The organism is Nocardia sp. NPDC051030 (assembly GCF_040683015.1).
GTDB lineage: Bacteria > Actinomycetota > Actinomycetes > Mycobacteriales > Mycobacteriaceae > Nocardia.
In genome coordinates this window covers 617,940-635,474 of record NZ_JBFBCD010000004.1, presented here as the reverse complement: position 1 = coordinate 635,474, position 17,535 = coordinate 617,940, and the positions used below count along the sequence as shown (strand labels likewise).

18 protein-coding genes are annotated in these 17,535 nt (G+C 65.8%); 10 read left to right on the top strand and 8 right to left on the bottom strand.

Features of this window, described 5'->3' with window-relative positions:
• Nucleotides 1–31 precede the first annotated feature (31 nt).
• Nucleotides 32–223, bottom strand: a complete 192-nt coding sequence (locus AB0N05_RS16570) for a hypothetical protein (protein ID WP_364693940.1) — start codon at nt 221–223, stop codon at nt 32–34.
• Nucleotides 224–344: 121 nt separating this feature from the next.
• On the opposite strand from AB0N05_RS16570, the gene AB0N05_RS16565 reads away from it, so the two are divergent.
• Complete coding sequence (locus tag AB0N05_RS16565; RefSeq protein WP_364693937.1) at nt 345–647, top strand: putative quinol monooxygenase; 303 nt, start codon at nt 345–347, stop codon at nt 645–647.
• Between the two features lie 4 nt (nt 648–651).
• Here AB0N05_RS16565 and AB0N05_RS16560 read toward each other — a convergent pair whose 3' ends face one another.
• Nucleotides 652–1,524: an NAD(P)-dependent oxidoreductase gene (locus tag AB0N05_RS16560; protein WP_364693934.1), complete on the bottom strand. Its 873-nt coding sequence runs from the start codon at nt 1,522–1,524 to the stop codon at nt 652–654.
• 152 nt (nt 1,525–1,676) lie between these two features.
• On the opposite strand from AB0N05_RS16560, the gene AB0N05_RS16555 reads away from it, so the two are divergent.
• Nucleotides 1,677–3,641 (top strand): molybdopterin-dependent oxidoreductase, encoded by a 1,965-nt coding sequence (locus AB0N05_RS16555; RefSeq protein WP_364693931.1) that lies wholly within the window; start codon nt 1,677–1,679, stop codon nt 3,639–3,641.
• A 3-nt stretch (nt 3,642–3,644) separates the two neighbouring features.
• Here the strand turns inward: AB0N05_RS16555 and AB0N05_RS16550 are convergent, their stop codons facing one another.
• The 4 genes from AB0N05_RS16550 to AB0N05_RS16535 form a co-directional block, all read right to left on the bottom strand.
• Nucleotides 3,645–4,460 carry an SDR family oxidoreductase gene (locus tag AB0N05_RS16550; protein ID WP_364693928.1) on the bottom strand — a complete coding sequence of 272 codons (816 nt, stop codon included), beginning with the start codon at nt 4,458–4,460 and terminating at the stop codon, nt 3,645–3,647.
• A gap of 50 nt (nt 4,461–4,510) precedes the next feature.
• On the bottom strand, nt 4,511–5,344 hold the full coding sequence (locus AB0N05_RS16545; RefSeq protein ID WP_364693924.1) for a S1 family peptidase: 834 nt from the start codon (nt 5,342–5,344) through the stop codon (nt 4,511–4,513).
• A gap of 473 nt (nt 5,345–5,817) precedes the next feature.
• Nucleotides 5,818–7,047, bottom strand: a complete 1,230-nt coding sequence (locus AB0N05_RS16540) for an acyl-CoA dehydrogenase family protein (protein ID WP_364693921.1) — start codon at nt 7,045–7,047, stop codon at nt 5,818–5,820.
• A 30-nt stretch (nt 7,048–7,077) separates the two neighbouring features.
• A complete protein-coding gene (locus AB0N05_RS16535) occupies nt 7,078–8,460 on the bottom strand; it encodes an acyl-CoA dehydrogenase family protein (protein WP_364693918.1) in 1,383 nt (460 codons plus the stop codon).
• 241 nt (nt 8,461–8,701) lie between these two features.
• On the opposite strand from AB0N05_RS16535, the gene AB0N05_RS16530 reads away from it, so the two are divergent.
• Complete coding sequence (locus AB0N05_RS16530) at nt 8,702–9,082, top strand: hypothetical protein (RefSeq protein WP_364693915.1); 381 nt, start codon at nt 8,702–8,704, stop codon at nt 9,080–9,082.
• Nucleotides 9,083–9,250: 168 nt separating this feature from the next.
• On the top strand, nt 9,251–10,681 hold the full coding sequence (locus AB0N05_RS16525; protein WP_364693912.1) for a glycosyltransferase family 39 protein: 1,431 nt from the start codon (nt 9,251–9,253) through the stop codon (nt 10,679–10,681).
• A 356-nt stretch (nt 10,682–11,037) separates the two neighbouring features.
• Here the strand turns inward: AB0N05_RS16525 and hisN are convergent, their stop codons facing one another.
• Both hisN and AB0N05_RS16515 read right to left on the bottom strand, forming a co-directional pair.
• Nucleotides 11,038–11,823: a histidinol-phosphatase gene (gene hisN / locus AB0N05_RS16520; protein ID WP_364693909.1), complete on the bottom strand. Its 786-nt coding sequence runs from the start codon at nt 11,821–11,823 to the stop codon at nt 11,038–11,040.
• A gap of 57 nt (nt 11,824–11,880) precedes the next feature.
• Entirely contained in the window at nt 11,881–12,477 is a 597-nt protein-coding gene (locus AB0N05_RS16515) for an NAD(P)H-dependent oxidoreductase (protein WP_364693906.1), read from the bottom strand.
• A gap of 144 nt (nt 12,478–12,621) precedes the next feature.
• Between AB0N05_RS16515 and AB0N05_RS16510 the strand changes: the two genes are divergently transcribed.
• The 6 genes from AB0N05_RS16510 to ftsX all read left to right on the top strand — a co-directional run bounded on the left by AB0N05_RS16510 (nt 12,622) and on the right by ftsX (nt 17,508).
• A complete protein-coding gene (locus AB0N05_RS16510) occupies nt 12,622–13,479 on the top strand; it encodes a helix-turn-helix transcriptional regulator (protein ID WP_364693903.1) in 858 nt (285 codons plus the stop codon).
• Between the two features lie 204 nt (nt 13,480–13,683).
• A complete protein-coding gene (gene prfB / locus AB0N05_RS16505; protein WP_364693900.1) occupies nt 13,684–14,808 on the top strand; it encodes a peptide chain release factor 2 in 1,125 nt (374 codons plus the stop codon).
• Nucleotides 14,809–14,814: 6 nt separating this feature from the next.
• Nucleotides 14,815–15,675 carry a mechanosensitive ion channel family protein gene (locus tag AB0N05_RS16500; RefSeq protein ID WP_364693897.1) on the top strand — a complete coding sequence of 287 codons (861 nt, stop codon included), beginning with the start codon at nt 14,815–14,817 and terminating at the stop codon, nt 15,673–15,675.
• Nucleotides 15,665–15,847 carry a hypothetical protein gene (locus tag AB0N05_RS16495; RefSeq protein WP_364693894.1) on the top strand — a complete coding sequence of 61 codons (183 nt, stop codon included), beginning with the start codon at nt 15,665–15,667 and terminating at the stop codon, nt 15,845–15,847. Before AB0N05_RS16500 ends, AB0N05_RS16495 begins: the two co-directional genes overlap by 11 nt.
• A 66-nt stretch (nt 15,848–15,913) precedes the next feature.
• Complete coding sequence (gene ftsE / locus AB0N05_RS16490) at nt 15,914–16,603, top strand: cell division ATP-binding protein FtsE (protein ID WP_364693891.1); 690 nt, start codon at nt 15,914–15,916, stop codon at nt 16,601–16,603.
• Nucleotides 16,603–17,508, top strand: coding sequence for a permease-like cell division protein FtsX (ftsX, locus tag AB0N05_RS16485; RefSeq protein ID WP_364693887.1), 906 nt, complete (start codon nt 16,603–16,605; stop codon nt 17,506–17,508). The genes ftsE and ftsX overlap by 1 nt, the downstream gene beginning before the upstream one ends.
• The last annotated feature ends 27 nt before the right edge of the window (nt 17,509–17,535 follow it).

Below are 17,535 nucleotides of genomic sequence, written 5' to 3'. Positions count from 1 at the left end.
CCTGCACCAGTGAACACTCGGTGTGGATCAGCTACGCCGAAGGGCTGACGAGCAGGCAATACAGGCTGAGCAGGGGGTCGGCGTTGCAGAGGCCGCCGGCTACGGGCTCGGTTGAGGCGGCGGGGGCCTCGAGGGGGAGGGGGGCGGCCGTGGCGGCACCGGCTCCGGCCAGGGCTGCCGCGCCGATCAGGGCGGCGACGAAAGTTCCACGCAGTGCGGACATTTGAAAACTCCTCATAGGTTGGCGACGTCAACCTATGGCGCTGATCGGGGCAGCGGTATCGGGCAGATGCCCTATTGGGCTCGGCGTGCCAGGGGGGCGGGAGCGCAGTTAAGGTGCGGGCATGTCAGAGAAGGTACGGCTCGTTATTTTGATTACTGCTCAGCCGGGGCGCGGGGAGGAGCAGGTGGCGGCTTTCGAGCGGCTCGCGCCGGTGGTGCGGGGCGAAGAGGGTTGCCTGCAATACGACATGCATCAGGTGAGTGGGGACCCGGATCGGTTCGTGCTCATCGAGGAGTGGGGTTCCAAGGCGGCGCTGGCCGCGCATGATGTGACGGCGCACATGGTGGCGGCGGACGCGGCCAGTCCGGGGTTCCGGGCGGGGCCCGCGACGGTGCTGGAGATTTCGGCGGAATCGGTTGCCTGAGGGGCTATTCGCGCAGTAGGTCGATGACCTTGGTTTCGTGCAGTTCGCCGTGGCCGGCTTCGACGAGGCGGGTGAAGATGTCCTCGGCGGTGTGGCCCAGAGCGGCGGGGGCGGAGACGGCGTCGGCCAGTTCCACGCCGATGCGGGTGTCCTTCAGCCGGAGGGTGGCGGTGAAGGCGATGTTTTCGGTGTGGTCGCCTTCCAGCATCAGGCGGCTCATGCGGACGACCGTGGGGCTGGCCGCGCCGCTTTGAGAGAGGGTGTCCACGACCGTGGGGAGGTGCAGGCCGGAGAGTTCGGCTATGCGCAGGGCCTCCGCGGTGGCGGCGATCTGGATGGAACCCAGGAGGTTCTGGACGAGTTTGTAGGCGGTGCCGGAACCGACCTCGCCGAAGTGAACGATATTGGTGCACAACGGAGTAAGTAGGGGGCGGACGGCTTCGAGGTCGTCGGGGGTCGCACCGACGAACAGGGTCAGTTCGCCCGCGGCGGCCACCTCGGGGAGACCGGTCACCGGGCAGTCGATGTAGCGGAAGCCTTGTGCGGTGGCGTGTTTCGCCAATTCCAGGACCCAGGGGCGGGAGATGGTCGAGCACTCGATGGCGAATGCACCCGGGGCAACATCGGCGGCCAATGCGCCGTCGTCACCGAGCCACACCCGGCGAGAGGCGTCGTCATCGGCGACCATCGAGATGATCGCGTCGGCCTGAGCCGCGGCAATACGCGGCGTCTCGGCCAGGACAGCGCCCGCCTCGACCAACTCGGCTGCCTTCTCCGGGGAACGGTTGTACACCGTCACCTCATGCCCGGCGGACATCATGCGCGCCGCCATTCCCAAACCCATCCGGCCCGCACCCAGAAACGCAATCTTCGCCACGCGCCGCACCCTACCCGGCCGCAATACAAGATCAAGGAGCGATGGTGGCTGGATCCGGGCCGGAAATCCGCCACCACAGCTCCCTCACCGGCTGCGTGCAATACCCGAAACGGGAATTCAGGGCGGCGGGGCGGTCGCCTACGATTGGGCGGGTGAAGGTGCTCGGGGCTTGCCCACTCGATTGTCCGGACGCGTGCTCCTGGGTGGTGACCGTGGAGGACGGAGTGGCCGTCGGGCTGCGGGGGAACAAGGAGCATCCGGTTACCAGGGGTGCGCTGTGCGTGAAGGTGAATCGGTACCTGGAGCAGGTGCAATCGCCGGAGCGAATTCAGTATCCGATGCGGCGGGTGGGGCCCAAGGGGGCGGGGCAGTTCGAGCGGATCAGCTGGGATGAGGCGCTCGGGGAGATCGCCACGCGGCTGGACGGGATCATCGGGGAGCACGGCGGTGAGGCGATCTGGCCGTTCCACGGGACGGGGAGCCTCGGGTACATCCAAGGGCTCGAAGGGTTCTCGGGGCGACGGTTCTTCAATGCGCTTGGGGCCTCGCTGCACGATCCGACCATCTGCTCGATCGCGGGCGGCGTGGGGCTCCGGTACACGCTGGGGACGGCGGCCGGGATGGATCCGGAGGATTTCGCGAAATCCAAGCTGATTCTCTTGTGGGGCACCAATCCGCTGACATCGGGGCATCACGGGTGGAAGTTCATTCAGGACAGCGGGGCCTACACGGTCGCGATCGATCCGGTGCGCACCCGGACCGCGGAGCGCTGCGATGAGCATCTCGCGCCCTTGCCGGGGACCGATGCGGCGCTGGCGCTCGGGCTCATGCACGTCATCGTCTCCCTGGGGGCGCACGATGTGGAGTTCATTGCCGAGCACACCGAGGGCTGGGATGAATTCCAGGGCCGCATAGCGGAATTCACGCCGGAGCGGACCGCCGAGATCACCGGGCTGTCGGTGGAGCAGATCGTCACGCTGGGCGAACGGATCGCGCGCACGCGGCCGACCGCCATCAAGGCCTCACAGGGTATGCAGCGGCATGCGGGCGGCGGCATGGCCTTGCGGGCGCTGGCTTGCCTGCCCGGAGTCACCGGCGACTGGGCGATTCCCGGTGGCGGACTGCACTATTCGACCAGCGATCACTTCGATCTAGATGTCCCCGGACTCCTGCGCCTGGATCTGCTGCCGAATCCGGTGCGCACACTGTCCATGACCCGGCTCGGCGAGGCCCTGCTGGAGGTCGATGATCCGCCGGTCAAGGCGCTGTTCGTGATTGCCGCGAACCCGATCGGCTCCAACCCGAATCAGACCGAGGTGCGCCGCGGACTGGCTCGCGAAGATCTGTTCACCGTTGTGCTGGAACACTTCCCGACCGACACCGTCGACTACGCCGATATCGTGCTGCCCGCCACCATGCAACCCGAACACCTGGATGTCCTGGCCGCGTACGGCAATCTCTACATGGTCTGGAATGAGCCCGCCGTCGCCCCACCCGGCGAATGCCTCTCCACCACGGAGACTTTCCGTCGCCTCGCGCACCGTATGGGTCTCACCGAACCCGCCCTCTACGACTCCGACGAGGAGCTGGCCAACCAGCTGTTGAAGGGCCACGACGTCGATCGGCTGCGCGCCGACGGCTTCCTGAAGATCGCACCCAAGCAGGTCCCCGCGGGCAAGCTCCAGTTCGTCTCGCGCCGAGCCGAATCGGCAGGCCACGACCCGCTTCCGGCCTACACGCCCCCGGCCGACCCCGGCGACGGCCTGGTCCTGATTTCGTCCGCCTCCCACTACTTCCTGAACACCAACTTCGGCAACAACCCTGAATTGCTGCGCCGCTCAGGCGATCCCCGCATCACCATCCACCCGGACGATGCGGCCGCCCGTGGCATCACCGACGGTGCCTCGGTCACCGTCCACAACGATCGAGGCTCCTTCCAAGCCACGGTCGAGGTCTCCGATCAGGTCCGTCCCGGCGTGGCAGCCACCACCAAGGGCCGTTGGGCCAAACTGTCCGGTGGCGCGACCGTCAATGCGACTGTTGCCGAACGTGATTCGGACTTCGGTGGCGGCGCTGTCTTCCACGACAATCGCGTGTACCTCACCCCGGCCGAATAGCGATCAGGGGGTTGCGTTGAAGAGGTTGCGCATGGCGGTGAAGACCTGGGACGCACCGCCGAGGGACCAGCCGCCGTCCACCGGGATGACCGCGCCGGTTACATAGGAGGCCTGGGGCGAGGCCAGCCACAGGCAGCAATCGGCGATCTCCTGGGCGGTGCCATACCGGTTGAGCGGGACCGAATCGGTGACTATGTGTTCCATCGCGGGGGTGGGGGCGAGGCGGGCCATGCCCTCGGTGCCTTCGATAGGGCCGGGGGCCACGGCGTTCACGCGCACGCCGGAAGGGCCCCATTCGAGGGCGCAGACGCGAGTGAGCATGTCCACCCCGGCCTTGGCGGCGCAGGCGTGCGCTTGCAGATCCATCGGGATGGAGGACTGCGGGGCCGAGATATTGATGACCGATGCACCAGGTTTTCGTAGGTGATCGTAGGCGGCGCGCAGGACATTGAAGGTGCCCTTCAAATCGATGTCCACGACGGCGGCGAAGGCTCGCGCGGACATGGATTGTGCTGCGGCAGGGAAGTTTCCGGCGGCCCCCGAAACAAGCACATCCAGCTCACCCAACTCCTGTTGCGCGGTAGTCAAGGCCGCCGACACGGCATCATAGTCACGCACGTCAGCAGCGAAACCCAGTGCGGTGACCCCGATTTCACCGAGCTCATCGACCGCGGACCGCACCTTGTCCGGGGTTCGGGACAGTACAGCCACGGATGCGCCCGCGCGAGCGAAGGCCTGCGCCACGCCCAAATTGATGCCACTCGTGCCACCCGCCACGAAGACGGTCCGGCCGGAGTAGTCGAAAGGTTGTGTCATCATGCGATTTTCCTGCCGCGGCGCGTACGGCGGGTCCGATTCGTAATGGTGCCTCAGTCGGTACGCAACCGCAGTCCCGGATTGGCATCCAGAATCGCGCGGATCGGCTGAAAGGTCAGCGCATTGAACACAGGCCGCTTGACCGAACCACCCACATTCCCCGCGATGCCGACGGCCTTCGTCCCACTGATCAGCGGTCCTCCACTATCACCCGGCGACAGAAAGATGCTCGCGATCGCCCCATGCCGGTAAGTCCCCTGGTTATTGGTGTACTCCTCATCCACGGATGTCACGATGCCGCAGGCGAACCCGGTCACCCCGCCGGACTTACAGACGGGCGCACCGAGCACCGGGTCCGCGATACCGTCGATCGCGATCGGCACCCCATCCCGCACCCCGATCAGATTGTTCCGAAACCGCGCCGCCGCCGCGTCACCGATCCGAATGATCCGGTGATCAACCGCAGGATCAACCGGCACCTGCAACTCCCCAACCTCGGGCCCGAGCGTCGAAGCGGAGAACTGCCCCGGCGTCACCGGAAGCATCCGCGCCACCCTGATCTCGCGCGCAACCGTATCCAGCGATTCCCCCGAATCCGAATCCGTTCTGTCACAGTGCGACCCGGTGATATTGACGACGTTCCCATCCCGATCGGTGCCGTTGAACCCGGTATTGCAGAACATCGGCATGCCATCCCGAACCGTGTAGAACCACGTCCCGCCCACAACCGTTGAATCACCCCCCGCCCCAGCCGCCTGCGCCTCACCGGCATCCATATCGACGGCGCGATACCCGATCGCCTCGCCTCCGGGACGCGTCGAACCCGCTGCGCCACTCTCGATATCGAACCCGGCCGCCAGCGCCGCAGCGCGAGCACCGTCACTCACCGCACCATCCGCGAGTCTGACAACCCCCCGTCCCTCATCGCCGACCCGCACCCCAACGACTGCCGAAGGATAGCTACGCCTCGCATCCCGTTGAAAATCTGCGAGCTGCTGCGCAATTTCGGCCCGCCGCATGTACTGCTCGCCACTCAACCCAAGATCCCGCGACACAGCATCTTCCAACTCCACCGGCAACCAGGGCGCAGCGAATGGAACCGAATTAGCAGGGGAAATAACGCCCGGCCCACACCCCAACAGCGCGGCGCAGCCGCCAATAGTAACCATTCGGCGCAGCATCGAAGTTCTCGCAGCCAACAGTTCTCCCGTGGTCGCCCAAACGTTCGCCACATGCTAGCTGCCACACGGTTCTCGACAATGACACCACACATCCTCGGTGAGTCATCCTCTACGCAGACACGAAAAAACCGGTGCGAGGCAGGTGGTCTGCCTCGCACCGGTTTCCGTTGTGCTGGTTGCTACTTCAGCTTGTCGCTGCTCAGGTTGAGCACGCGGCGGGCCACAATCAGCTGCTGGATCTGCTGGGTGCCTTCGAAGATGTCCAGGATCTTCGAGTCGCGGGACCACTTCTCCAGCAGGGTGCGCTGGGAGTAGCCCGTGGCACCGGCCAGTTCTACGGCCTTGAGGGTGACGTCGGTGCCCATGCGGCCTGCCTTGGCCTTGGACATGGAGGCCTCGAGGGAGTTGGGCTTCTTGTTGTCGGCCATCCAGCCTGCGCGCAGGGAGAGCAGGTAGGCGGACTCCCAGTCGGCTTCCATGCGGAGGAATTCCGCGGCGGCGGCGTGCTGGTTATTGGCGGGCTTGTCGTAGGAGATTTCCACGCCCGCGTCGGTGAGGACCTTGCGGAGCTCTTCGAGGGCGGCGCGGCCCACGCCGACGGCCATAGCGGCGACGAGGGGGCGGGTGTTGTCGAAGGTCTGCATGACCCCGGCAAAGCCCTTCTCCACGTTCACTTCCGGCGAACCGAGGATATTGTCCTTCGGGATGCGGCAGTCCTCGAAGCGGATCTCGGCGGTGTCGGACGCCTTGATGCCGAGCTTGTGCTCGAGCCGGGAGATGGTGAGGCCCTTGGCATCGCGGGGGACCACGAAGGACTTGATGGCGGCCCGGCCCAGCGACTTGTCGACCGACGCCCACACCACGATGTGGGTGGCGCGCGAGCCGGCGGTCACGAAGATCTTGGTGCCATTGAGGACCCACTCGTCACCGTCGAGGGTGGCGGTGGTGGTGACGGCCGCGGAGTCGGAGCCGAAGGACGGTTCGGTGATGGCCATGGCGGCCCACACCTTGCCGAAACGCGACAGCTGCTCATCGGTGGCGACCGCGGCGATGGCCGCATTGCCGAGACCCTGGTAGGGGATCGACAGCATGAGGCCGACATCGCCCCACGAGGTTTCGAGGGCGTTCATGAGCGCGGCCATATTGCCGCCGTTGGTGTTTCCGAGCAGCTCGGTGGCGTGCGAATCGGTTTCACCCTCGGCCTTGCGGCCGCCGGTGGCGCCGGACACGTCCGCGCTGCCGGAGTCGGACAGGCCTTCCACCATGGCGGCCATGGTGTCCAGCTCGACCGGGTAGTCGTGCTCGGCCAGGTCGTACTTGCGCGATGCGGGACGGAAGATCTCCGCGGCGACCTGGTGGGCCTGGTTGGCGCTGGCCCGGAGCTTCTTGGGGAGTTCGAGATTGATCATGGTTGGTGTCTCTCCGTTGAGAAGTTCGGGTTAGACGAGCACGACGCCTTCGGCAACGCCGACGGCACGAAGATCGCGGTACCAGCGCTCCACCGGGTGTTCCTTGGTGAAGCCGTGACCGCCCAGCAGCTGCACACCGTCCAGGCCGATCTGCATGCCCTTGTCGGTGGCCAGCTTCTTGGCCAGCGCGGCCTCGCGGGCGAACGACAGGCCCTGCTCCGCGCGTGACGCACCCCGCAGGGTCACGAGCCGGAGACCGTCGAGCTCGATGGCCATATTGGCGACCATGAACGCCACCGCCTGGCGGTGCGCGATCGGCTCGCCGAACGCCTCACGTTCCTTCACATACGGAATCACGTAATCCAGCACGGCCTGACCGGTGCCCACGGCTAGCGAGGACCAGCCGAGGCGGGCCAGGCGCACGGCGTCGGCGTAATCCTCGGTGCGCTGCGCGACGTCCGCGTCACCCAGGATGGCGGTAGCGGAGACGGCGACATTGTTCAGCAGCAGGCGACCCAGGCCCGCGGCGCGCAGACCCATCGACGGGTCGGCCTCGATGACGACACCCTCGGTGTCGGCCTCGACGATGAAGAAGGCCGGGCGGCCATCCAGCTCGGCGGCCACGATGAACAGCTCGGCATCACCCGCGGCCGGAACCAGGCTCTTCACGCCATTGAGGCGGAAACCGCTGGGCGAGCGAGTGGCCTTGGTCTTCAGCGCGAACGGATCGAACAGCGCCTGCGGCTCGGCGATGACCACCGAGGACTGCGGCACATTCTCACCGGTGTAGGCACCCAGGAAAGTCTTCTGCTGCGCGTCGGTACCCCACTGCGACAGCGCGACCGCGACACCGCTCGGCGCCAGGATCGGCAGCGCCAGGCCCATGTCACCGTGCGCGAGCGCCTCGGCGACAAGGGAGTTGGTGACCGCGCCACGCTCGGAGGCAGCGCCCTCGAGCTCCTCGGGCACATTGATCAGCGTGATGCCGAGTTCGGCGGCGCGCTCGAGCAGATCGCGCGGGGCCTTGGCGGCATTGTCGGCGTCGTAGGCGGCCGGGCGCAGGATTTCCGAAGCGAACTCGCGGACCGTCTCGACGATCATCTGCTGCTCGTCGGTCGGGGTCAGGTCGAAGTAGTCCTTGCCCTTGGACTCGTTGGCGGGCAGCCGCTTCGGGGCGCCGCCACCGGAGACCGCCTCGAACGCACGAGTCGCGGCACCCAGGGTGCGGAACCCGGTCTTGGTGCCCTCGTAGGTCAGCCGTTCGATCGGCTTGCGCAGGTTGTACTTCTCGGCGAGCGGCGACCCCGTGATGGTCGTCATGACCCGCATGGCTGCGCCCATCCAGTCGCGCTTGACGGGGTTGAGGCCGACGGCGGAAGTATCCCGCTTCGTTGCGGTGTCTCGAGTGCTCATAATCACCAGTTCTTCTCGGGGTGGGGTGGGTGATCCTGCCCAGCAATCTTACTCCAGAGTAAGACTATCTTACTCCAGAGTAAGAACAACCGTCGAGGCTTGTCGAATCGGCAGGTCGACGCGGTGGTTTCCGGGCACATCACGGCCGCTCGACAGATAGTGAAACAAACCTCCTTCAAATGGGGTGCGACTGGGCTACGGTGGCGGCGCATCATCCGCCCCCACATGGAGGTCTTGCTATATGAAAACGCTGGTGGGTACGACCGGCGCGATAGCCATCGCCCTCTTCCTCGCCGTGGCGCCCAGCGCCGCTGCCGAGGGAATCCCCTTGCAGCCCGCCCAGCCGGTCGGCGCTGCCCCTATCGGCAACGGCACACAGACCGGATCCGGAAACTCCAAGACCGAGGGCGGTATCAGCCTCGGCTCCGGAGACGTCGGGTCTTCCGGTGATACCGGATCGGGAGAGACCGGTTCGGGCCTCGGCTCCGGCTCGGGTCAGACCGGTTCCGCCGGTAGCGGTTCCGCCGGATCCGGCTCCGGAGTCTCGCTGCCCATCGCCACCACGAATCAGAGCGGTTCCAGCCAGGGCGGCTTTACTGGCGGCACGGCCTCCGCGGGCTAGCCGCCGCGCCCGGCGTGGGGGCCGCAGCCCCGCGCCGGACATGCTTCGGCACAAGTGTTTCAAAGGGGATCGAGTGGGTACCATGAATGCGAACATTTCATTTCGTCTTACCGCGTTCCGGACGGACAATGACGATCGGTATTCACTCTGATCGGGCATGGTGGCGGAATGTACTGGGTAGCGGGGATTTTCGCGGTAGTACTGACTGCTTGTTCGAATCGGTACGGATATCACCGCGACGAACTGTATTTCCTGGCCGCGGGGCGGCGGCTGGATTGGGGATACGCGGATCAACCGCCATTGGTGCCACTCTTGGCGCGGGTGACGTCCGCGATCGACTCGGATTCCCTCGTGGTACTGCGCATTCCGGCGATTGTCGCCGCTGTATTGGTGGTCGTGTGCGCCGGATGGATGGCCCGGGAGCTGGGTGGGGGACGGGCCGCGCAGACGTTGAGCGCCGGTGCCGTGGCCTCCGCCGCACTGCTGCTGGGGGCCGGACATCTGTTCGGCACAACGATTTTCGACCTGGCCGTGTGGTCCGGGGTGACGGTGCTGGTGCTGCGTCTGCTGCGCCCCGACGCCGATTCGCGCTGGTGGCTGCTGCTCGGCGTGCTCGCCGGGATAGGGATGCAGAACAAGGCGCTGGCCGCGCTGCCCTTGCTGGTGCTGGCCGTGTCGATCGCCGTGCTCGGACCGCGAGAAGTGTTCGCTACCAGGTACTTTCCCCTCGCGATCGGCATCGCGGCACTACTCGTATCGCCGTATCTGTGGTGGCAGGCCAACAATGACTGGCCCCAATGGACGCTGAGCCGGGCCATTGCGGGCGGCTCGTCCGGCACCTCGAACTCGCCGCTCAGCTTCGTGTTGTTGCAGTTCGGGCTGATGGGGCCGGTGCTGGTGCCGCTGTGGATATTCGGGCTGTGGTGCCTGTGGCGGCGGCCGCGCGTCCGCGCCTTCGTGCTGGCGTATGGCCTGCTGTTCACGGTGTACCTGTGCACCGGCGGCAAGGCCTACTACCTCGGCGGAATGTATCCGCTGCTGCTGGCGGCGGGCGCGGTGGGGCTCGAGCCGAAGCTCATCGGCAGCCGGATGCGCGGTGCCGCAATGGCTTCCGTGGTCGCGGTCAATGCGGCGGTGTCCGCTGTGCTGTTCCTGCCGATCCTCCCAGTGTCTGAATTGCCTGGTTCTCCGGTTCTGGCAATCAATTACGACGCGGGGGAGACCATCGGCTGGCCCGAGTTCGTCCGGCAGATCGCCGAGATTCGCTCCCGCCGCGCACCCGACGCCGACATCCTCACCGCGAATTACGGTGAGGCCGGGGCGATCGAGCGCTTCGGGCCCCGCTACGGCCTCCCCGTGCCACACAGTCCGCACAACTCGTACTGGTGGTGGGGTCCGCCCGACGGCTCTCACCAGGTGATCATCGTCGGCGTCTCGCGCGAACGCGTATCGCACGTGTGTGCCGATCCAGATCTGTTGGGCGGCATCGACAACGGCCTCGGCCTCGACAACGACGAGCAGGGCAAGCCGGTGGTCCTCTGCCGCGCGCCATTGACCCCGTGGCCCGAATTGTGGTCTAAGCTGCGACAACTCGGTTGATGACATGTCCTCGCAATGTAATTGCGTATGGAATTCTCGAAAAGTGGTTGTGCACACAGCAATTCGCTGCGTAGTGAATCATGCATTGACAGTACTCGAGTGCTGTTAATTCGTTTTGATCATGCGAACTGCTAACGGTCACTACGGTTTTGAACGAGACGAAAGGAGGATCGGTTATGTTGTCAGGACTCGTCTCGCTCGTTCTCAATCTGCTCAGTGGTGTGGTGGGAGTGCTTGTCGGCCCACTCAACTCGGGTAACAGTTCAGGATCGGCATAGTTCTAAACGCACGAAGCGAACACCCCCGCATTGCTGCGGGGGTGTTCGTGTGTTCGAAGGCGTTGCGGCCGTGCTCGATCAGGCCGCGAGCGCCGCCAGCACCTGATCTTGCAGGTGCGAGTTGGTCGCCACCGCGCTGCCGCCGTGCGGGCCCGGCTTACCGTCCAGAGAGGTGAAGGTGCCGCCCGCCTCGCGAATCAGGATGTCCAGCGCGGCCATATCCCACAGCGAGAGCTCGGGCTCGGTCACGATGTCCACCGCGCCCTCGGCCAGCAGGGCGTAGCCGAAGAAGTCGCCGTAGCCGCGCACCCGCCACACCTCATCGCTGAGGGTGATGAATTTGTCGCGCCGTCCGATAGCCCGCCAGCCGTGCAGGCTGGACATGGCCAGGCTCGCCGCACCCAGTTCGGCCACCTCGGAAACCGCGATCGCCTTCGGCTCGGACTTCTCGAAGCTGGTCCACGCGCCCGACCCGGCCGCCGCCCACCAGCGCCGCGACAGCGCGGGGGCGCTCACCACGCCGACCACCGGCACGCCGTCCTCCAGCAGCGAGATGAGCGAGGCCCACACCGGCACGCCGCGCACGAAATTCTTGGTGCCGTCGATCGGGTCGACGACCCACTGCCGCCCGCTGAACTGGGCATCCCCGCCGAATTCCTCGCCGAGCACCAGATCCTGCGGCCGTTGCTCGCCCAGGATCTCGCGGATCTTCTGCTCGACCGCCAGGTCCGCGTCCGACACCGGGGTCAGATCGGGCTTCGAGTTGATCTTCAGATCGAGTGCGCCGAACCGGTCGCGGGTAATGGCGTCGGCGGCATCGGCCAAGGTCAGGGCTAGCGCGAGGTCAGCGGAGTAGTCGGTCACGGCGAAAACGTTAGCGGTTCTCGGTTAACCGCGCGTGTCGGCCGCTAACTCTTCGCATCAGACCGATGCGGGAACGCTGCGGGCGGCGACGAGGGCGCTCGCCCACCACTGCAATTGGTCGAGCATCTCGGCGGCGGCCGCCTCGAACTCGGCGGGCTCGATCAGCTGCCCGGCCTGATCGAACAGCAGGTAGAAGCGCGGGAACGAGACATATTCACGCAGCGTATGGGCGTGCAACTCATTGAAGACCTGGCGCAGGCCCTCGATCGCGAGCAGGCCGCCGCTCTTGCCGCTGTAGCCGACGAAACCGATGGTCTTGCGACTCCACTGCGTGTAGTGCCAGTCGATGGCGGTCTTGAGCGATGCCGGGAAGCTGCGATTGATATCGGGCGTGACGATCACCATCGCATCGGCCGCGGCCAGGCGCTCGGCCAGCTCGGCCGTATTGCCGGGCCGGACCGGATCGGGCTCCATGAGCGGTGACACCGCGGGCAGGGCGTGCGGCAGCGGGTAATCGGCCAGATCGATCACATCGATCTCGAACCCGCCGTGCTTGGCGGCTTCCCCGGCGAACCACTTCGCCACCACGGGGCCGAAGCGTCCCTCCCGGACGCTGCCGATGATCACCGCGAGGCGCAGGGGCGTGCTGGTCATGATGGTCTCCTAAGCGAATTCCGGGCGACCGCAGCGGCCGCTGTGAATGACCTTGCCGCCCGGCCGAATACATAGGGAGACCGCGCCCAGAGTGGTAGTGGCAGGGTCATGATCCCGGTTGCGCGGGTTGGTACCTTCGAATACGTGAGCGATAACGAGCTGGGATTGTTTCTGCGCATCAAGCGCGAGGCGGTCACGCCCGCCGAGGTGGGATTGCCCGCCGGTGCGCGTCGCCGCACGCCCGGACTACGCCGCTCGGAGCTCGCCACGCTGGCCGGGGTGAGTGTCGAATACATCACCCGCATGGAACAGGGGCGGGATCGGCATCCGTCGTCGGCGGTGCTGACCGCGCTGGCGGACGCATTGCATATGACGTCGAGCGAACGCGTGCACATGCACCGGCTTGTGAAGGCCGAGGCGCCGGGGTTCAAGTGCCAGGGCACCGTCGAGCCGACTCGTGTTGTGCGCCCGGCGGTTCGGGCCATTCTCGAGCAGCTCGAGCCCGCACCGGCCTTCGTGGTCAACCGGGCCAGCGAGATCCTGGCCTGGACCGATGCGTATCGCAGCCTGATGGGTCCGACCGGTCTGTTCGACAGCAGCGTGCCCGCCAACTTCGCCCGCTACATGTTCACCGACGCCCGCGCGCGCGTGACGCATCCGGACTGGGAGCACGCCGCCGACACGGTCGTCGCGACCCTGAAGGTCGGCCCGTTCCGCGCCGATCCGGTGGTCTCCTCCCTCGTCGACGAGCTGACCGCCACGGTCGGCGAGGAATTCACCGACCGAGTGGCCCGCATCCCCGGCCTGCCCGACGTCACCGGCATCGAACGCCTCGACCACCCCGAGGTGGGCCCCTTGCGCCTGGCCCACGAAACCCTCGAACTCTCCGCCGACGACGATCAGCGCCTGATCATCCAGCTCCCCGCCGACGAGGCCAGCGCCGCCGCCCTCGACCGCCTCATCGGCCGCAAGCCCGGCAGCCTCCGCGCCGTCGCCGGTTGAAGAAGTAGCGGTGTAGCCCACACCCCCGCAAGGCCCCTCTTCCGCGCCGCACCGACTTGAGTGTGGTGCGGCTGTCGCATGCCCGCTCCCGGTCCGCCGCGGAGTTTTGTGGCCGACAGCCGTACGCCCTCGCCCGGCCGCGGTGCCTGCGGTCCATCTCCCATTGTTTCAACGACCCAGAGAGGGGTTGTAGCCTTGAACACCGTGCATCCTGACGTCTCCGCTGATCTGGCCGAACTCGACACGACTCTCAAGACCGTGGAGTCCGTGATCGATATCGATGAGCTGGTGCGTCGCATCGACGAGCTGGAACATCAGGCAGCCGATCCGGAGCTGTGGAACAACCAGGAACACGCACAGGCCGTGACCAGCGAGTTGTCGCATGCGCAGAGTGAATTGCGGCGCGTTCGCGAATTGCGCCAGCGCCTGGAAGACCTCCCCGTGCTTTACGAGCTGGCGGAGGACGAGGAAGGCGACGCGCAAACCCAGGCGCTCGCCGACGCCGACGCCGAGCGGGCCTCGGTCCACGCGGATGTGGAGGCCCTCGAGGTCCGCACCCTGCTGTCGGGCGAATACGACAAGCGCGAGGCGCTGGTCAATATTCGCTCCGGCGCGGGTGGCGTGGACGCCGCCGACTGGGCCCAGATGCTCATGCGCATGTACGTGCGCTGGGCCGAGCGGCACAAGTACCCCGTCGAGATCTATGACACCTCGTACGCGGAAGAGGCGGGCATCAAGAGCGCCACCTTCGCGATCAAGGTGCCCTACGCCTACGGCACGCTCTCGGTGGAGATGGGCACGCACCGCCTGGTGCGGATCAGCCCGTTCGACAACCAGGGCCGTCGCCAGACCTCCTTCGCCGAGGTCGAGGTGCTGCCGGTGGTCGAGACCACCGACCACATCGAGATTCCGGACGGTGACATCCGCGTCGACGTGTACCGCTCGTCGGGCCCGGGTGGTCAGTCGGTCAACACCACGGACTCCGCTGTGCGCCTGACGCACATTCCGACCGGTGTCGTGGTCACCTGTCAGAACGAGAAATCGCAGTTGCAGAACAAGATTTCGGCCATGCGCGTGCTCCAGGCCAAGCTGCTGGAGCGCAAGCGGCTGGAGGAGCGTGCCCAGATGGACGCCCTCAAGACCAATGAAGGCGCATCCTGGGGCAACCAGATGCGTTCCTACGTCCTGCACCCGTACCAGATGGTGAAGGATCTGCGGACCAGCTACGAGGTCAACAATCCTTCGGCCGTGCTCGATGGCGACATCGACGCCTTCATCGAAAGCGGAATCCGCTGGCGCATGCGGGAGCAGCAGACCACTCAGGGGTAATCACGCATGGGTTCGATTCTCGCCGCCGGCTCGGGCGCAGATCTAGGTAACTGGCTCCGATCCAGCGGGCTCGAGATCGTGCTGCTGATCGTCGGCGCAATGCTTTTCAGTCGCGCCGCCACGTATGTGCGGGACCGCATCACCCGCAAGATCGACGCATCCTTCCGCAGCAGCGATTCGCTGGTGCGGTCGGAGGCCGCCAAGCACCGGCATGCGCTGGCGCAGGTGATCACCTGGGTGGTGCTGTCCGTCGTCTACTTCCTGGTATCGCTGGAAGTGTTGCGGCGCATGGGGTTCCAGCTCGGTGGTCTGGTCGCCCCGGCCGCGGTGCTCGGTGCCGCACTGGGTTTCGGCGCGCAGCGCGTCGTGCAGGATCTGCTCGCCGGATTCTTCCTGATCACCGAAAGGCAGTACGGCTTCGGCGATGTGGTGCGGATCGCCGTCACTGGATCTTCGGCGGATGCCGAGGGTACGGTCGAGGACGTCACGTTGCGTATCACGACTTTGCGTAGCGTCGACGGCGAAGTGATCACCGTGCCGAACGGTCAGATCGTGAAAGTGACCAATCTGTCGAAGGATTGGGCGCGGGCAGCCATCGACGTCCCCGTGCCCGCGACCGCCGATATCAACAAGGTCAATGAGATTCTGCGTGACGTAGGCGCCAAGGCGTTCGCCGATCGCAAGCTGAAAGCGCTACTGCTCGACGAGCCCAGCGTGATGGGTGTCGAGGATCTCACCGTCGACAAGATGAGTATCAAGATGGTGGCCCGGACGCTACCGGGCAAACAGTTCGAAGTCGGACGCGAGCTGCGGGTGCGAGTTGCCGCGGCGCTGCGCCGGGAGGGTTTGAGTTCGGGTGTTGATTAAGAAGGCATCGATCAAGAGAACACGTAAGTCCACGGCGATCCTGATTTCCGTCTGGCTCGTCACGTTCGTGTTGTACATGTTCGTCAAGCCAGAGGGACACGACAATTCGGGCACTCCGCCCATTGTGAACACCGTGCTCAGCAACTATCTGCCGAACGGACCGGAACGCTAGCCGCTCTCGGGCCGCGCCTGCGCGGCGCGCTCGACTACCGTGACCAAACGGTTACACTCTGGTCCCGTGATAACCCTGCGGAACGTCACCAAGTCCTACAAGACCTCGACGCGACCCGCGCTGGACAACGTTTCCGTCGACATCGGAAAAGGCGAGTTCGTCTTCGTCATCGGCCCCTCCGGCTCCGGAAAGTCGACGTTCATGCGGTTGCTGCTCAAGGATGAGAAGCCGACCTCCGGCGAGGTGTGGGTCGCGGACTTCCCGGTCGACCGGCTGCCCGCGCGGAAGGTGCCGAAACTGCGCCAGCGCATCGGCTGCGTCTTCCAGGACTTCCGGCTGCTGCAACAGAAGACCGTCTACCAGAACGTGGCCTTCGCGCTGGAGGTGATCGGCAAATCGCGGGCGTTCATCGACCGCGCGGTTCCGGAGGCCCTCGACATGGTCGGGCTCGCGGGCAAGGCCGACCGGCTGCCCGGTGAACTCTCCGGCGGCGAACAGCAGCGCGTGGCCCTGGCTCGCGCCTTCGTGAACCGGCCGCTGGTGCTGCTGGCCGACGAACCCACCGGCAACCTCGACCCGGAGACCAGTCAGGACATCATGCTGTTGCTGGAACGGATCAATCGCACGGGCACCACGGTCGTCATGTGCACCCACGACAACACCATCGTCGACGCCATGCGCCGGCGCGTGGTCGAACTCGATCGCGGCCGCCTGGTGCGCGATGACGAGCAGGGCGTGTACGGGGTGGGCCGGTAATGCGCTTCGGATTCCTCTTCGGCGAGATCTTCACCGGCCTGCGCCGCAATGTCACCATGACCATCGCCATGATCCTGACCACCGCGGTCTCGCTGACCATGCTGGGCGGCGGGCTCCTGGCGGTCCGGATGGCGGACAAGATTCAGGACTACTACGTCCAAAGGGTCGAGATCAGGCTGTATCTCGACGGGGACGTCTCGCGCAGCGATCTGGACTGCACACAGGATCCGTGCAAGACGCTCATGTCGGATCTGAAGAAGCACAAGTATGTGTCGAGCGTGCAGTTCGTCAATAGCGTGGACGCGGTGAAGGAGGTGAAGGAGACCACCTTCAAGGATCAGCCCGGGCTGGCCGACGAGGTCAGCAAGGACGGGCTGCCCGCCTCGTTCCGGGTGAAGCTGGATGACGTCACCAAATACCGGTCCATCTATGACGACTTCGCCAAGCGGCCGGGCGTGATGACGGTGCTCAATGACATGGACATCGTGGACCGGCTGGTCAGCTTCTTCGTGGGGCTGCGCAATGCGGCGTTCGGGTTGGCCGCGCTGCAAGCCTTGGCGGCATTGCTGTTGATCGCGAACATGGTTCAAGTCGCGGCGCTGGCCCGCAAGACCGAGGTCGACATCATGCGATTGGTCGGTGCGACGCGGTGGTACACACAACTGCCCTTCCTGCTCGAGGCGGCGCTCGCGGCGCTGGTCGGATCATTGCTGGCGGTGGGCGGATTGTTCGTCGCGCAGCCGCTGGTGATCAATCGGGCGCTCGGCAGCCTGTTCAACGATCAGGTTCTGCCTCGCATCTCGGGCGACGATATTGCCGCGGTGGCATTGATCGTCATGCCGGTCGGTGTGGGCTTCTCCGCTCTCGCCGCGTACGCCGCGCTTCGCTACTACGTGCGCGATTGAGCTGCGCGGGTGGCGGATTCGCGTTCG

Bases quoted from the DNA above. Each gene is read 5' to 3' on its own strand.
- AB0N05_RS16565 (WP_364693937.1), top strand. From the start codon at position 345: ATGTCAGAGAAGGTACGGCTCGTTATTTTGATTACTGCTCAGCCGGGG.
- AB0N05_RS16515 (WP_364693906.1), bottom strand. From the start codon at position 12,477: ATGACCAGCACGCCCCTGCGCCTCGCGGTGATCATCGGCAGCGTCCGG.
- AB0N05_RS16500 (WP_364693897.1), top strand. From the start codon at position 14,815: ATGGGTTCGATTCTCGCCGCCGGCTCGGGCGCAGATCTAGGTAACTGG.
- ftsX (WP_364693887.1), top strand. From the start codon at position 16,603: ATGCGCTTCGGATTCCTCTTCGGCGAGATCTTCACCGGCCTGCGCCGC.
- AB0N05_RS16550 (WP_364693928.1), bottom strand. From the start codon at position 4,460: ATGATGACACAACCTTTCGACTACTCCGGCCGGACCGTCTTCGTGGCG.
- AB0N05_RS16525 (WP_364693912.1), top strand. From the start codon at position 9,251: ATGTACTGGGTAGCGGGGATTTTCGCGGTAGTACTGACTGCTTGTTCG.
- AB0N05_RS16570 (WP_364693940.1), bottom strand. From the start codon at position 223: ATGTCCGCACTGCGTGGAACTTTCGTCGCCGCCCTGATCGGCGCGGCA.
- AB0N05_RS16540 (WP_364693921.1), bottom strand. From the start codon at position 7,047: ATGATCAATCTCGAACTCCCCAAGAAGCTCCGGGCCAGCGCCAACCAG.
- AB0N05_RS16530 (WP_364693915.1), top strand. From the start codon at position 8,702: ATGAAAACGCTGGTGGGTACGACCGGCGCGATAGCCATCGCCCTCTTC.
- AB0N05_RS16535 (WP_364693918.1), bottom strand. From the start codon at position 8,460: ATGAGCACTCGAGACACCGCAACGAAGCGGGATACTTCCGCCGTCGGC.